This window comes from Rhizobium mesosinicum (assembly GCF_019511345.1).
Lineage (GTDB): Bacteria > Pseudomonadota > Alphaproteobacteria > Rhizobiales > Rhizobiaceae > Rhizobium > Rhizobium mesosinicum.
The window spans coordinates 18868-34809 of the sequence record NZ_JAEUAK010000004.1; the positions used below are offsets into that span (position 1 = coordinate 18868).

Below are 15942 nucleotides of genomic sequence, written 5' to 3' on the forward strand. Positions count from 1 at the left end.
TTTAAAATCGCATTGCAGCATGGCAGGGAGAGCGAATGCTGACGAAATCGAACCACGGCCTGAAGGATGTCACTGAAGGGCTGCTGCGGCCGCTGAGCCAGGCGGAGCTGAAATCGGCTCTTGCCGATCTGCAGGATATCGGCAAGAGCGAGCCTGTCGTCGCCGATATGCTGAGGGCCGAAGGGCCGCTCCGCGACTTTATCGCCGCCGTCCTGACGCTCTCTCCCTATCTGCGCGAAATCGCCAATCTCGATCCGGCAATCCTTGCCTCCGCGATCAGCGATCCGCTGGAGCCGCAGATCGAGGCGTTGATTTCTGAGGCGCGCGATTGCTGGAAGCCGGACAGCGACGGAAGCGCGCCGGGCGAAAGCCAGGTGATGACGAGGCTGCGTATCATCAAGCGCAAGGTGGCCTTCCTCATTGCCCTTGCCGATCTCTCCCGCATCTTTGATGGCCGGACGACGACGGCCTGGCTCAGCGAACTTGCCGAGGCCTCGGTCAGGGCCGCCATCGATCACCTGCTGCTGTCTACCCACCAGAGCGGCAAGCTGAAGCTGAAAAATATCGCTGCACCGAGCGAAGGCTCCGGCCTGATCGTTCTCGGCATGGGCAAGCTAGGCGCTTCCGAACTCAATTATTCCTCCGATATCGACCTCGTCGTCTTCTTCGACGAAGAGGCCGGCATCGTGCCCGATCCCGATGACGCGATCGAGATCTTTCCGCGCATGATGCGGCGGCTGGTGCGGATCCTGCAGGAACGCACCGCGGATGGTTATGTCTTCCGCACCGATCTCAGGCTGCGGCCCGATCCCGGCTCCACGCCGCTCGCAATCCCCGTCGATGCCGCCATGATCTATTACGAGGGCAGGGGGCAGAACTGGGAACGGGCCGCCTTCATCAAGGCCCGTGCGGTTGCCGGCGATATCGCGGCCGGCGAGCAGTTCCTGCGCGGCCTCGCTCCCTTCGTCTTCCGCAAATATCTCGATTATGCGGCGATATCAGATATCCATTCCATCAAGCGGCAGATCCACGCGCACAAGGGTCATGGCGCTATCGCCGTGAAAGGCCACAACGTCAAACTCGGCCGCGGCGGCATCCGCGAGATCGAATTCTTCGTGCAGACGCAGCAACTGATTGCCGGCGGCCGCATGCCGGCTCTTCGCTCCCGCGTGACGGAGGAGACGCTCTGCGAACTCACCAGGGCAAAATGGATCGACGCAGAAACCCGCGATGAGCTCACGGAAGCCTATTGGTTCCTGCGCGACGTCGAGCACCGCATTCAGATGGTGCGCGACGAGCAGACCCATCTTCTTCCGGAGACGGACGCGGAACTGAAGCGCATCGCCTTCTTGATGGGCTTCAATGATACGCCGAGTTTTTCCGAACGCCTGGTGGAGGTGCTGAAGGCGGTTGAGCGGCGTTATGCAGACCTCTTCGAACAGGAAACAAAACTCTCCGTCGGGACAGGTAATCTCGTCTTTACCGGCCAGGGCGACGATCCCGATACGCTGGAAACGCTGAGGAAACTCGGCTTCGAGCGTCCTTCGGATATTTCCCGCATCATCCGCACCTGGCATTACGGCCGCTACCGTGCCACCCAATCGGTCGAGGCACGCGAACGCCTGACGGAGCTGACGCCGGAGCTTCTGCGCGTCTTCGGCGAAAGCAAGCGGGCGGATGAGGCGTTGCTGCGCTTCGATAGCTTCATTTCCGGCCTGCCGTCGGGCATCCAGCTCTTCTCGCTGCTCGGCAGCAACCCGGCGCTGCTCTCGCTCATCGTCAACATCATGTCCTCGGCGCCGAAGCTCGCGGAAGTCATCGCCGCCAGACCGCATGTCTTCGACGGCATGCTCGACCCCGGATTGATGGCGGAACTGCCGACGCGTGACTATCTTGGCGAGCGGCTGAAGGCCTCGCTGGTGCAGGCGCGGCACTATGAAGAGATACTGGACAGGCTGCGTATCTTCACGTCCGAGCAGCGCTTCCTGATCGGTATCCGCCTGCTGACCGGCGCAATCAACGGCGACATGGCGGCCCGCGCCTTCACCCATCTCGCCGATCTCATCATTGAAGCCGCTCTGGACGCGGTCACGAACGAGATCCGCCTCGCACACGGCAATTATCCCGGCGGACGGATTGCGATTGCCGGCATGGGCAAGCTCGGCAGCTTCGAACTGACGGCGGGCTCCGATATCGACCTCATCCTGCTCTATGACTACGACGATACCGCCGGTGAATCCGACGGTGCAAAGCCGCTCGATGCGACACGGTACTTCACCCGCATCACCCAGCGCCTGATCGCAGCCCTCTCGGCCCCCACGGCTGAAGGCGTGCTTTATGAAGTCGACATGCGGCTTCGTCCCTCCGGCAACAAGGGGCCGGTCGCAACCCGCATCAATGCCTTCGGCAAATACCAGCGCGAGGAGGCCTGGACCTGGGAGCACATGGCGCTGTCGCGCGCCCGGCTGATCTGCGGCGATCAAAGCCTGATCGGCGAGGCGGAAGCCATCATCACAGATGTGCTCCGGACAAGGCGGGACATCGCCAAAGTCGCCCATGACGTGGCCGAGATGCGCGACCTGATCGAAAAAGAGAAGGCGCCTGATAACGCTTGGGACCTCAAGCTCGTTCCGGGCGGTGTCGTCGATATCGAATTCATCGCCCAGTATCTTGCGCTGATCGCGCCGGAAAAGGGCGTCGAAATCAAGATCAACGGCCTCACGACAGGTGCTGCCCTGAAGGCTCTCGGCGAGAAGCTGATGGGTTCGGGCGACCTCGATACCTGCCTTGAAGCTTTCGCGCTCTATACCGAGCTTTCGCAGCTGATCCGCCTTTGCATCGATGGTCTGTTCGATCCGAAGGAGGCGCCCGCCGGCCTGACCGAGCTCGTCTGCCGGGCTGGAGACTGCCCTGACATCAAGACTTTGGAGGGTGAAGTGAAGAGACTCTCCAAAGCCGTCCGCAAGGTCTTCCAGACGGTTGTGAAGGCTTAAGCCTATCGGCGTCAGCCGTGATCGGGAATGCGCAGCGAGATCACCGTACCGATAGATTCGCGGGAGCGTATCTTCATGCTGCCGCCATGCAGATTGGTCAGCGAGCGCGAGATGGCGAGACCAAGGCCGGAGCCGCCCTTGCTCTTGGCATATTGGCTCTGCACCTGCTCGAAAGGCTGGCCGATCTTGATGAGTGCTGCGCGCGGGATACCGATGCCGGTATCGGCGATGGTGACCATGACGCCATCGGCGACACGGCGGGTGCGAACCGCAATGCGCCCGCCTTCATTGGTGAACTTCACGGCATTGGAGAGCAGGTTCAGCAGCACCTGCTTCATGGCGCGGCGATCGGCCATCAGCGTCATGCCCGAGGAGATGCGCTGCTCGATGACGATGTTCTTTTCGGCTGCAGGAATGGCGGTGAAGCGCAGGCTTTCCTCGATCAGCGGCACGAGATCAATCCGCTCGCGCGACAGCAGCATATGGCCTGCCTCGATCTTCGACATGTCAAGAATATCGTTGATGACGTTGAGGAGATGCTTGCCGCTGTCATGGATGTCGCGGGCATATTCGTTGTACTTGGCCGAGCCGAGCGGCCCGAACATCTGGTTCTGCAGGATCTCCGAGAAGCCGAGAATGGCGTTGAGCGGCGTGCGCAGCTCATGCGACATGTTGGCGAGGAATTCCGACTTCGCCTTGTTGGCCGCTTCCGCACGCTCTTTCTCCGCGAGATAGTTGGAATTGGCGGTGGAAAGCTCGGCCTTCTGCAATTCCAGCGTCTGTCGGGAGGCGGAGAGATCATTGATCGTCGCCATCAGCCGGCGCTCGGAATCGCGCAGCCGCTCCTGATGGCGCTTCAAGGGCGTGATGTCGGTGCCGACGGATACGCGCCCGCCGTCGCGGGTGCGCCGCTCGTTGATCTGCAGCCAGCGTTCGTCGGCAAGCTGCACTTCCGTCGTGCGCGAATAGCCGGAGCCGTCCGCATCGGCAATACGCCGCTCGATCACGGGGCGTGCCGCTGCGGCATGGACGACCGTACGCTCGGTGCCTGGCACGAGCACGCTGTCGGGAAGGCCGTAGGCCTGCTGGAAATGCGCGTTGCACATGACGAGCCGGTCGTTCTTGTCCCATAGCACGAAGGCTTCCGAAGTGCACTCGATGGCATCGGCCAGACGCTGGTCGGCCTCAGCGTAGCGTTGAGCAAGCCGATGCTGCTCAGTGACGTCCATGGCGATGCCGATCATGTGCATGCGGCCGGAATGGCCGCGAATCACCTGGGCGCGGGCGCGCATCCAGACATAGTGGCCGCCTGCATGACGCATGCGGAAGATCTGATCGACCTGGCCGGAATCGCCCTTGGCGACGGCGCGCGCGATCTCGTGCAACCCGTTATCCTCCGGGTGCATGAGCCGTGCCGCATCGGCAAAGCTCATCGTCTTGTCGGAGCCGACAAGTCCGAGCATATCGTACATCGAGCGCGACCAGAAGAATTCGCGATTGTGGAAGTCGAAATCCCAGAGGCCGCAGCGGCCGCGCGACAGCGCCGTCTCGACCCTGAGATTGGATTCCAGGAAGATATCGTCGGCATCGCGCGCCCGCTTCACCTGCATGTAATAGGCGTAGAGGATGACGAGCAGGATGGAGGAAATGCCGGCAAACAGCGTGACGTTGAGGGTGAGTTCCTCGCGCCAGAGACGGTTGATCTCTTTCAGCGACGTGGCGGAAACGATATAGCCGCCCGCCGTGCCCATCAGCGAGATCTCGGCATAGTGTAATTCGCCGCCGATGCTGGTTTCGATGACATCGGTGCGGTCGCCGAAGCGGCGGATGGCTGATATCTCGGGGAAGAGGGCCGAGACATCGGCGCCGACATAGGCGGCGCCGGCCGTCGTTGCCGCAAATACCTTGCCGCTCGCCTCCACCAGCAGCACGAATGCGCCGTTTTCCAGCCGGTCCTGCGGCAGGAATTTCGCAAGGCGCGCTTGCGCCTCCGCGGCGCTGCCGCCGTCGAAGAGATCGGCCGCATCGGCAAAGACGGCGGCCGCGGTTGCAGCCGAGAGCGCCGTCGCATGGCGCGCGGAGGCTTCCATGCGGCTGTATTCGCTGACCATGCCGAAGAAATGCGAGGCCGCCACGACGGCAAGGAAGGCAACGATCAGAACGGGGATCGTGCGCTTCAGGAGAAGCTCTGCCGTCGGCAGGTGGCGCAGCAATGGTTCAGGAGCTTTCGCAGCATTTCCGGACAGGCTGTCGCGCCAGGCTTTGAGCCCGCCAAAATCGACACGCAGCCGTCCTTCGGCCGCGGTTGCCCGCCGCACGTCCATCATCTCTGAACCTGATCCCTCGTGTGATTCGCGCGCCGCTCGCTCGAACTACACACAGAGAATCATGCGTGATTCGCCTTGTCCAGAGCTGCTGGTAAAAATTTATTAACCATTTGTGATTGCTTATATTTCAGAGGGATTTGCCGATGGCCGGCCTAGCTGTCTGGAGAGCGCAGGACAGCTAGGCGGCAAATCATTTGCGGCAAATCACTCCTTGAGGGTGCGCTCGACGATATCGCGGACATCGGTCGAAAGGTTCGCCGCCCGTTCGATCTCGAGCAATGCCGAGCGTGCGTGATCTGCACGGGCCGATTCCAGCGAGCGCCAGGAGCGCATTGAGGTCAGCAGGCGTGCGGCAAGCTGCGGGTTGCGCTGGTCGATGTCGAGGATCTGGCTGGCCAGGAAACGGTAGCCTTCGCCATCCGCGCGGCCGAAGCCGGTCGGATTGCCGAAGGCGAAGGTGCCGACCAGCGAGCGCATGCGGTTCGGGTTGGTGCGCTTGAAGAGCGGGTTTTCCATCAGTGCCTTGACGCGATCGACTGCGCCCTGTCCGGGAACGCCGGCCTGGATCGCAAACCACTTGTCGACGACGAGCGCGTTTTCCTGGAAACGGCTGCGGAAGGCTTCGAGCGCCGCCTTTGCCTCTGCGCTGTCGGGGAAGCGATGAGCGAGGATCGTCAGCGCATGGCTGAGATCGGTCATATTGTTGGCGCCGTCAAAGGCAGCCTTGGCACGGGAAGGGTTGCCCTCGGCATAGGAAAGGTAGGTGAGGGCGGCGTTGCGCAGTGCACGGCGGCCGGCGCTCTTGGCATCCGGACTGAATTCGCCTGATGTGATCATCGCGTCGTAGAGGGCCGCGAAGGTGGCTTTGCCGGCTTCGGCGATCTGTCTCATGATCGCCTGACGGCCCGCATGCACGGCGTCGGGATCGATGTTGCTGCCAAGCTCGCGGGCAATGTCGGATTCGCTCGGCAAAGCCAGCGCCTGGGCGCGGAAGGCAGGCTCGAGGCTTTCATCGGCGGCAGCCGCAATCAACGTATCGACGAAGGTCTGCTCGCAGACGATTGCTGCACCCTCGCGGGCATCACGCGCAGCCTTCAAGAGGTTCGGCAGTGCCAGATCGGTCAATGCCTGCCAGCGGGCGAAATGATCCGTCTCGTAGCGGGCGAGCAGCGCCAGATCGGCCGGGCTCTGGTCGAAATGCAGGTTGATCGGCGCAGAGAAGCTGCGGTTGATCGAAACAACAGGACGCGAGGCAACGCCATGGAAGACGGCCGTCTGTGTCCGCGCCGTCAAATGCAGCACCTCGCCGGCAAATTCGGCGCCGTCGACGGTAGCAGGCTCGATCTTCGAACCGTCCTCGGCAAAAAGCGCGAGGCTCAGTGGAATGTGCATCGGCTCCTTGGTCGGCTGGCCGGGCGTTGCGGGGATCATCTGCTCCAGCGACAGGCTGAAGCTCTTGGCGCCTGCATCATAGGTGCCGGATGCGGTCACCAGCGGCGTGCCTGCCTGATGGTACCAGAGCGAGAATTGCGCGAGGTCGCGGCCGCTCGCATCCTCGAAGCATTTGACGAAATCCTCGATCGTGACGGCCTGTCCGTCATGGCGATCGAAATAGAGGTCCATGCCCTTCTTGAAGGTCTCGCGGCCGAGCAGGGTTGCGATCATGCGCGTGACTTCGCTGCCCTTCTCGTAGACCGTCGTCGTATAGAAGTTGTTGATCTCGCGATATTTCGTCGGGCGCACCGGATGGGCGAGCGGGCCGCCGTCTTCCGGGAACTGCTCGGATTTCAGGTGGCGAACTTCGGCGATGCGCTTGACCGGGCGCGAACGCTGGTCGGACGAGAATTCGTGGTCGCGATAGACCGTCAGGCCTTCCTTGAGGCAGAGCTGGAACCAGTCGCGGCAGGTGATGCGGTTGCCGGTCCAGTTGTGAAAATATTCATGCGCGATGATCGCCTCGATATTGGCGTAATCGGCATCGGTCGCCGTTTCAGGATCGGCGAGCACGTATTTGTCGTTGAAGATGTTGAGGCCCTTGTTCTCCATGGCCCCCATGTTGAAGTCGGAGACGGCGACGATCATGAAGATATCGAGATCGTATTCGCGCCCGAACACGTCTTCATCCCACTTCATCGAGCGTTTCAGCGCGTCCATCGCATAAGCCGCGCGCGGCTCCTTGCCATGCTCGACATAAATCTTCAGCACGACCTCGCGGCCGGACATCGTGGTGAACGTGTCTTCGACGACGCCGAGATCGCCGGCGACCAGCGCGAAGAGATAGCTCGGCTTCGGATGCGGGTCGAACCAGGCGGCGAAATGCTTGCCGGGACCATAGCCGGCACCGCCGAGGAAATTGCCGTTCGACAGGAGCAGCGGATTGGCCTCTTTGTCGGCGATGATGTTGACCGTATAGGGCGCCAGTACATCCGGCCGGTCGGGAAAATAGGTGATGCGGCGGAAGCCTTCGGCCTCGCATTGCGTGCAATAGATGCCGCTGGTGCGATAAAGGCCCATCAGCTGGGTATTGGCTTCAGGATTGATGATCGTGGTGACGGTGACTTCGAAAGGCGCCGTTTCCGGCAGGCCGCGGATGGTGAGGCTTTCGGCCGTTACCATGTAGCGTTCCGGCGCCAGCTCGTTCTGGTCGAAGAGAAGGCTGGAAAGATTGAGTTCGTCGCCGTCGAGGACGAGGGGAGCGGAGGGATCGGCGCCTTTGCGGCGATGGAAAATCAGCCGCGCTTCCACCTTTGTCTCCGTCGGATCCAGTTCGAAGGTCAGGTCGACGCGTTCCAGCACGAAATCTGTTGGGCGGTAATCTGCCAGATTGACGACCTGACCGGTATCTGTTCGCATGTTGCCTGAAGACCTTTTTTAGACAATGGCCGAATACAGAGGCGGGCGCGCTCTGCTGAAATTGGCGGCCATGATTACATTAAAGTCTGAACTAAACTTAAAGCAAATTGGCCGTGAACGCGAAGTTCACAGCCAAATTATTATGGTCGAATTATCGTGCATGCAGCAGAACAAGACTGCTATTTGAGATTGAGGGCGTTCTTGATCGCAACATCGCTTTCCGTCTGCTGCACCACGACGCCATACCAGCCGAGCCCGTCATAATCCTCGTAGCCGAGCGTACGGGCGAAGGCGACGATCGAGCCGTTATTGTCGTAATAGCTGCCCTTCGACTGGCTGGTCTGATTGGCGAGCGCGAAATGGGCAAACAGCATGGCTGGATTGGTGCTGGCAATCACCCGGCTCGCGCCGTCGAGCAGCATGACGGTGGTCTTTTCCGCAAGCTGCGGCGGCAGGTTCGCCTCCTTCTCGACGATGGCCTGACCCTGGTTCTGCCAATCGAAATAGACGCCGAGCGTGCCGATGAGCCTGCCGTCGACCTTGCCGCCTTCGCGGATGCCGGTGGCGTAGACGAGCGCATGCCGCTGATCGTGGAGAAGGCTCGGCTTCACCTCGTCGACGATATAGTCGTCGCCGGACGCGCAGCCTGCTGCTGCCCGGAACCAGGGGTCTCCGGCAAGCGATGCACCCGATATCTTGCGCTGGAACCTCGGGTTGGCCGATGCGATCACCCGGCCGGAGAGATCGGTCATGACGAGGTCGAGATAGACGGTATAGAAGCGGTTGATGGTGCCGAGCCGTTCGGCGGCGAAGGCGACACGTTCCCTGTCCGGCTCCTGCAACGCCTGCCAGAGCGCCGGATCCGTCGCCCACCAGCGCACGTCGGCAGTGCGTTCGAAGAGGTTGCGCACGATAAGCTGAACCAGTGTCTGCGCGAGATCGGTCAGCCGCACGCCTTCCATCTCGGTCACCAGCGAATCCGCCATCGCACGGCTGAGCCCGATGCGCCCGAGTACGTTGCTTTCGAATTTGCTGGTGATTTCGGTCGCGATCTGCGCCAGCCGCTGCACTTCATTGGCGACGACGGCAAAGCCCTTGCCGGTTTCGCCGGCACGCGCCGCCTCGATCAGCGCGTTGATGGCAAGCAGCTTGATCTGTTTGACGATGCTGGTGTTGTCGGTGCTGAAACGCTCCAAATCCGTGCTAATGCCATCGGTGACGACACGCATCGAACGGGGCGTTGCGTTCTGCGACTGGGAAACGATCTCTGCGCTGAGCGGCTTCATTGAAAAGTTCCTGAAAATACTGACGCGACGGACTGCGGCACGAATGCGATTCTTTTGTATGATTAATTAACTCGGAACGATGCGGCGGCATGGTTTGCAACTGGTTAACGCAATGGGTGCAGGTGCGAACATTTTCGGGTGAATAAGCGTAAAATGAGAAGTTTTTTCATCAAAAAACGAAGTTGCACAGAAAAGCGGCAGATTAAAAGCAGGTAAATACTTGCTGTTTGCAGCACCCGCCCGAAATCAGAATCGATTTTCGGAAGGCCTGATGCGCCGATTCTAAAAGTTAGAGCATCCGAGTGGACGCGCTGCGCTCGTGTGCGCAGATTTTTTCCCACCGGTGCATTTCTTCGGTTACGATGAAAAAATCGTCCGCTGCGTTCGAGTCGAACGCGTCTCCCCCGCTCGGTATACCCGCATAAGAGCCTGGATCATGGAATCGGTTCTCAGAAACCCGATGAGAGGCATTGCGCTGAAAGTCTCATCGGTCGTGGTCTTCCTGGCCATGCAGACATTCATCAAGCTGGCAGGGTCGGATATCCCGCCGGGGCAGGTGACTTTCTGCCGCTCCTTCTTCGCGCTGTTTCCGATCATGGCCTATCTCGGCTACCGGCATCAGCTGCGCTCTGCCTTCTATACGGCCAATCCCGTCGGCCATCTGAAGCGCGGCACGCTCGGCATCATCTCGATGGGGCTCGGCTTCTACGGGCTTCTGCATCTGCCGCTCCCGGAAGCGATCGCGCTCGGTTATGCCACGCCACTGATCGCCGTCATTTTCGCAGCGGTTTTCCTGGGCGAGACGGTGCGCGTCTACCGCTGGAGTGCTGTCTGCTTCGGCATCATCGGTGTCGCCATCATCTCCTGGCCGAAGCTCACGCTGTTCAGGGAAGGCGGCATGGCGGCCGAACAGGCGGTCGGTGCACTCTGCGTGCTGCTATCGGCTGTGCTCGGCGGCATGGCGATGATCCAGGTTCGCCGCCTTGTCGAGGACGAGAAGACGGCGACGATCGTGCTTTACTTTTCGATTACCGCTTCGGTTTTCTCGCTGGCGACCATCCCTTTCGGCTGGCTTCTCCTCGACTGGCCCTCGGCTCTTTTCCTCATCGCAGCAGGTTTTTGCGGCGGTGTGGCGCAGATTCTTTTGACCGAGAGCTACCGGCATGCGGACGTGTCCACCATCGCTCCTTTCGAATACAGTTCGATCCTGCTTGGCGGTATCGTCGCTTATTTCGTTTTCGGCGACATTCCGAGCAGCACCATGCTGTTCGGCACCGTCATCGTCATCGCCGCCGGCATCTTCATCATCTATCGCGAGCATCAGCTTGGCCTCGAGCGCCGGCAAGCGCGAAAAGCCGGCGCACCCCAATCCTGAGCGGCTGAAGCCATCATAGGTCGATTTCATATCGCAGTGATTGAAAAGTTATGGTGCCTATCGTCAAAAAACAGTAGGACTGGTAAAATCTTAGGATATCGCTTCGCCCGAAAATATGAATATGAAAGTGAATTACTTTCATTTATTCAAAGCTATGCATAATCGATAGGCCATAGATGCCGGGGGAGTTTCGGTATCGCTGCTCCGAACGCTGGCTTGCGAGCGGGGTGAGGAAAAGCATATGGCGTTCACGGCAGAACAACTGGCGCAGAACCCTTCCTTTGTAGTGAGCATTCGTTTTCTGGCCGGCCAAATGCGCGGCTTGTTCGATGCGGGGCCGCGGCTGGCGCGCCTGCTGGCCTCGCATCAACGCTGGCTGCTGACGCAGACGGCCTACGCGCTGCATCTGGAATATAACCCACAGGACCCGACCTCGGGCTTCACTGCCGTTCGGTTGACCGGTAAGATCACGGCGCACAAGGTTGCCAGCCGCAACACGGTGCTGGCCTTCATCGAAGAGCTCTTCACCTACCGCTTCATTACCCACACGCCTGGTGACGAACGCCGCCGCCCGCGCCATTTCGAGCCGGCCGAAGTCAGCCATCAGGCAATGTTCGGCTGGTTGCACTCCAACCTCGGGGCCCTTGACCTCATCGATGGCGGAAACCGAGCGGCATTCCTGCGGGAAAATCCCCTGCTTTTCCGCCAGATCCAGCCGCGTGTCGCTTATAACTGCCTCGAGGATGGCAACTGGCGCGAACCGCCGGAGCAGGTGGCGATGTTCCTCTGGACGGAAGCGGGCGGCATGGTCATCGATCATTTCATGTCCAGGCTTGACCTCGAAGGAGCCGATCTGTCACGGCTGGCGATCGGCAAGGTGGAAACCCGCGCGCTTGCCGGTGATTTCATGATGTCGCGCACACATCTCCAGCGGCTGCTTGCCAAAGGAGCACAGCGCGGCTGCGTCGGCTGGTACGACGAGAAGAAGTCGCAGCTATGGATGTCGCGCGATTTTCTGACGGAATATGTCGGCTGGCAGGCGATCAAGTTCGCCTATGTGGACGAAGCCTTCGAATGGGCAAAGGTGCAGCTCGAAAGCGCAGACGCCTAACGCAATTCCAGCAAAAGTGTTTAGTAGTGTGCAGCGGTTTTGCGTCCGGAACTGCGCGAAAATAGGCTCAGAGCGCGATGGCGGAAGCTGGAGTCTCGATCTCGGTCGAAGTGTCGCAAAGCTCGCGGCGATATTCGTGCGCAGCGCACACGGCAGCTCGGATGTGCTCGAAAGAGTCGAGGTGACGCAGCAGTGAAATCAGAATTGTTGACATCGGTCGTTACTTTTTGAAATGCGAAAAGGCAGGCGAACCGCCTGCCGGATCATCATTCGGGAATCTTCAATATTCCTGGAAATCGGCGAAAATCGCGGCTGGACGCGACGTGCGGCTACTGATGCCGGTACCACGAGCGATCATCTGCTCGTTTGTGGCAAAGCCGAAACGGCTGTAGCCCTGGGTGGCGCGAACCTGATCGCTTGCTTGGCGCAGGGTTTCAAACCCGCAATGTATAGGACGAAAACGCTTGCTCATGGCCTTGGTTCCTGTTCATTCCTCCCAAGACACGTCTTCTATATTGCAGTGCAGCATTGATTCTTCAATGCACCCTTACAGGATGCAGCCATGCGTATACTGCATGGACAAATTCATAATATTTTTAAACTTGTCTAATTCGTAAGCAGAGACAGCTCTTTAAGTCTAGCCTGAAAGGCCAGCAGATCGCTCCACGCCAGCCGCTTATTGACCGGCGCGGTTAACAGGTCCTGCGGATGCAGGCTGGCGATGGCCGGAATGATCTGATCTGCGACAGCGATCTCCTTCCACCGGCCGCGAAGCCCGTGGATCGTGTCATTTTCGCCGAAGAAGAACCGGGCCGTATAATTGCCGAGCAGCAGAATGGCCCGCGGTTCGGCGAGCGCTATTTGCCGCTCGATGAAGGGACGGCAGATCTCCGTTTCGGCCGCCGAAGGCGTGCGGTTGCCCGGCGGACGCCAGGGAATGATCTGCGTCAGGAGAATGGCTGATCGGTCGAGGCCGATCGAGGCCAGCATCCGGTCCAGCAACTGGCCCTGACGGCCGGCAAAGGCCGTGCCCTCGCGCTCGTCGTCCGCACCCGGCGCCGGACCGATCACCATGATACCGCTTGCCGGATCGCCGCTCGCGAAGATGGTCGAGCGGGCGCTGTTTTTCAGATTGCAGCCATTGAAGGCTTCGAGCGCCGTCTTGAGTTCCGCAAGCGAACGGGCGCTCTCGGCTGCGAACCGTGCCTGTTGCACCGCTTCCCCGTCGGGGATTGCCGGTTGCGGCCGCGAGGCAGGAGCTGGTGCGGCCGCGCGCTGCTGTGGTGCAGGGCGGGTGGGTATTTGCCGTTCCGGTGCAGGCTGCCGTTCCGGGTGCGGCTGCGTGGCCGGAGCCGCCGCACGGCGTGCCGCCTTCATGATCTCGAACTCGGCGAAACGGTCGACCGGCTCTTCCTCCAGCAGCCAATCCACACCCGCTTCCGCATGGAAATGCAGAAGTGCTGCAAGTTCGGCCGGACTCAAGTCGTTGGCGGAGATCATGGTGCGACTTTAGCGGAGCGAAAACGGCAATGAAAGGGCGGGCAGAGCAGCCCGCGCCCTTTCGCCCGTCATTGCACAGTCCATTGGTCGATATCGCTGCGTTCGCCGATCAGCGCCAGACCATGGGCGATCGACAGCAATTCGCCGCCGGTCTCGATCTTGTCCCTGTCGAAGCGCTCGGTAAAGATGCGCCGCACGGCCGGCACGAACGACGTCCCGCCGGTCAGGAATACCTTGTCGATGGCGGACTCATCCGTATTGGTCTTTTCCAATACCTCGTCGAGCGCCCCTTCGATGCGGGCAAGGTCGTCGACGATCCAGCTTTCGAAATCGCTCCGCTTGATCATGCGGTGGCCGCCGCGCCCGAGCGGAGTGAAATCGAACGGAGCCTCTTCGGCAGAGGAAAGCGCCATTTTCGTCGCCGAGACCGCCTGATAGAGCGGATAACCTTCGTCGTGGTCGATCAGGTCGACGAAGATTTCCAGTTTCTCCGGTTCCAGCGCCGTGCGCACCAGCTTCTTCAGATCCTCGAATTCCCGCGACGTCTTGAAGATCGACAGCTGGTTCCAGCGGCTGAAGCTCGCGTAGTAATTGGAGGGGACTTCAAGGATCTTGTCGAAGCTCTTGAAATGACTCCCTTTGCCAATCTGCGGTGCAACGATGTTGTCGATCATGCGCGCGTCGAAATGATCGCCGGCAACACCGACGCCCGAATGGCCGATCGGCGTTGCCGTCAGCTTGCCGGCCTTGGTCTCGAAGCGGATCAGCGAATAGTCCGTCGTACCGCCGCCGAAATCGGCGACGCACACGGTCGCATCGGACTTCAGGTTCTGCGCGAAGTAGAAAGCGGCCGCAACCGGCTCATAGACATAGTGAATTTCCGGAAAGCCGAAGCGCGTCAGCGCCTCGTTGTAGCGCTGCACCGCCAGCACCGGATCTGGATTGGCGCCGGCAAAATGCACCGGGCGGCCGGCGATGATGCGGGTAACGTCCGCAGGCCAGTTCTCGCCGGCATAATGGCGTAGGCGCCGGATGAAGATTTCCATCAGATCTTCGAAGCTTTGCCGCTTGCCGAAGATGATCGTGCCCTGGAAGAGCGCGCTTGCCGCAAAGGTCTTGATCGATTGCAGGAAGCGGCAGTCGCCGGGATTGTCGATAAACTGCTGGATCGCCGCGTGGCCGGCCTCGACCTTCAGCGCCGAAGCGCCAAGCTGCGCATCCTTCATGAAGGAGAGCGCGGTGCGCATGCTGTCGGCCGTGCCGGCGCTGCTGGTCAGCGATATGGAATGCGTGTCTGCGCCGCCGTCTGCCAGCGCCAGAACAGTATTGGTCGTGCCGAAGTCAAGCCCGAGCGCCCGTGCCATGGCCGTGCTCCCTATCAGATCTGTCGAAAATCATTGAACCGGGGCAGGTGCCCCGAAATACGAAAGGGCGCCTTATGGTGCGCCCCTGACATGTTGTGAGAGGCGCGTGATCGCACAGGAGAGGTCGGAAAGCAACCCGTTCTCGTCAGTTTCCGAGCTGCGCCCGAGTCTCCTCGGCCATCCTGCCGATCCATTTGCGAAACATCTCCATGGCAGGCGTGACGGAGCGGGATTTGAGCCGCATCAGCCAGTAGCTCCCCTTGGAAATCGAGATCGGGAAGGGCTGCTCGAGCTCGCCCGCCGCAAGCTGGCGGGAAAACATCAAAGGTGGCGCCAGCGCCACCCCCGCACCCTGCAGCGCCGCCTCGATCATCAGCACGGAGGAATCGAAGACCATGCCGCGGATCGGCGGCGGCGTGACGCCTGCCGTCTCGAACCAGCTCGGCCATTCGTCGGCGCGGTAGGAACGCAGCAGCGTCTGATGGGCGACATCTTCGGGGCAGGAGAGCTCGCGGGCGATCGAGGGGATAGAGAGCACCGAGAGCGGCGCTTCGAACAGGGCTTCCGCCTCTATGTCGTGCCAGGCACCGTTGCCGAACTTGATCGTATAGTCGAGGCCCTCGGCGGCAATATCGACGCGGTTATTATTGGTCGAAAGCCTGAGATCGATGAAAGGATATTGTTCGCGGAAATCGGCAAGCCGCGGCAGGAGCCAGCCGACGGCAAGCGTGCCGACGGCGCCGAGTTTCAGCACTTCGCGCACATGCCCGCCCTCGAACCGCTCCAGCATATCGGCCATTCGGTCGAAGGAATCCTGCAGCGCCGGTAAGAGGGCGAGCCCTTCTTCCGTGATCATCAGCCCGCGCGGCAGGCGGCGGAACAGGCTGACCCCGAGCCGCTGCTCCAGAAGCTTCACCTGATGGCTGACGGCCGCCTGTGTGACGCAGAGTTCGATCGCCGCCCGGGTAAAGGAAAGATGCCGCGCCGCTGCCTCGAAGGCGCGCAGCGAGTTCAGCGGCAGATAGGGTCGAACCATGCAATGGCCTAATCTGATTTATGGCTTATCCCGTTCCCGCAGGTGCATACCATTAACGGTGCTGGCAGGCGGCTTGTGAACTGAAGGCGAAAAGCCA

Annotated in this window: 10 protein-coding genes; 3 read left to right on the forward strand and 7 right to left on the reverse strand. The window is 60.6% G+C overall.

Annotated features, from left to right (window positions below):
* The first annotated feature begins 35 nt into the window (after positions 1-35).
* Positions 36-2993: a bifunctional [glutamine synthetase] adenylyltransferase/[glutamine synthetase]-adenylyl-L-tyrosine phosphorylase gene (locus JNB85_RS10990; RefSeq protein ID WP_220334398.1), complete on the forward strand. Its 2958-nt coding sequence runs from the start codon at positions 36-38 to the stop codon at positions 2991-2993.
* Positions 2994-3004: 11 nt separating this feature from the next.
* Here the strand turns inward: JNB85_RS10990 and JNB85_RS10995 are convergent, their stop codons facing one another.
* The 3 genes from JNB85_RS10995 to JNB85_RS31030 all read right to left on the reverse strand — a co-directional run bounded on the left by JNB85_RS10995 (position 3005) and on the right by JNB85_RS31030 (position 9459).
* Positions 3005-5320, reverse strand: a complete 2316-nt coding sequence (locus JNB85_RS10995; RefSeq protein ID WP_220334399.1) for a PAS domain-containing sensor histidine kinase — start codon at positions 5318-5320, stop codon at positions 3005-3007.
* A 204-nt stretch (positions 5321-5524) separates the two neighbouring features.
* Positions 5525-8173 (reverse strand): aminopeptidase N, encoded by a 2649-nt coding sequence (pepN, locus tag JNB85_RS11000; protein ID WP_220334400.1) that lies wholly within the window; start codon positions 8171-8173, stop codon positions 5525-5527.
* Positions 8174-8352: 179 nt separating this feature from the next.
* Positions 8353-9459 (reverse strand): methyl-accepting chemotaxis protein, encoded by a 1107-nt coding sequence (locus tag JNB85_RS31030; protein WP_220334401.1) that lies wholly within the window; start codon positions 9457-9459, stop codon positions 8353-8355.
* A gap of 436 nt (positions 9460-9895) precedes the next feature.
* On the opposite strand from JNB85_RS31030, the gene JNB85_RS11010 reads away from it, so the two are divergent.
* Together JNB85_RS11010 and JNB85_RS11015 are read left to right on the forward strand one after the other, a co-directional pair.
* Positions 9896-10834 (forward strand): DMT family transporter, encoded by a 939-nt coding sequence (locus JNB85_RS11010; RefSeq protein WP_220334402.1) that lies wholly within the window; start codon positions 9896-9898, stop codon positions 10832-10834.
* A 241-nt stretch (positions 10835-11075) separates the two neighbouring features.
* Positions 11076-11945: a hypothetical protein gene (locus JNB85_RS11015; RefSeq protein WP_220334403.1), complete on the forward strand. Its 870-nt coding sequence runs from the start codon at positions 11076-11078 to the stop codon at positions 11943-11945.
* A 280-nt stretch (positions 11946-12225) separates the two neighbouring features.
* Here the strand turns inward: JNB85_RS11015 and JNB85_RS11020 are convergent, their stop codons facing one another.
* From JNB85_RS11020 to JNB85_RS11035, 4 genes are all read right to left on the reverse strand, one after another.
* Entirely contained in the window at positions 12226-12417 is a 192-nt protein-coding gene (locus tag JNB85_RS11020; RefSeq protein ID WP_220334404.1) for a hypothetical protein, read from the reverse strand.
* A 134-nt stretch (positions 12418-12551) separates the two neighbouring features.
* The gene (locus JNB85_RS11025; RefSeq protein WP_220334405.1) at positions 12552-13445 is read right to left on the reverse strand and encodes a uracil-DNA glycosylase; all 894 of its coding nucleotides are present in this window, start codon (positions 13443-13445) and stop codon (positions 12552-12554) included.
* A 68-nt stretch (positions 13446-13513) separates the two neighbouring features.
* Positions 13514-14809, reverse strand: a complete 1296-nt coding sequence (locus JNB85_RS11030; RefSeq protein WP_220334406.1) for an Hsp70 family protein — start codon at positions 14807-14809, stop codon at positions 13514-13516.
* A 145-nt stretch (positions 14810-14954) separates the two neighbouring features.
* Positions 14955-15845 carry a LysR family transcriptional regulator gene (locus tag JNB85_RS11035; protein WP_220334407.1) on the reverse strand — a complete coding sequence of 297 codons (891 nt, stop codon included), beginning with the start codon at positions 15843-15845 and terminating at the stop codon, positions 14955-14957.
* Positions 15846-15942 lie beyond the last annotated feature (97 nt).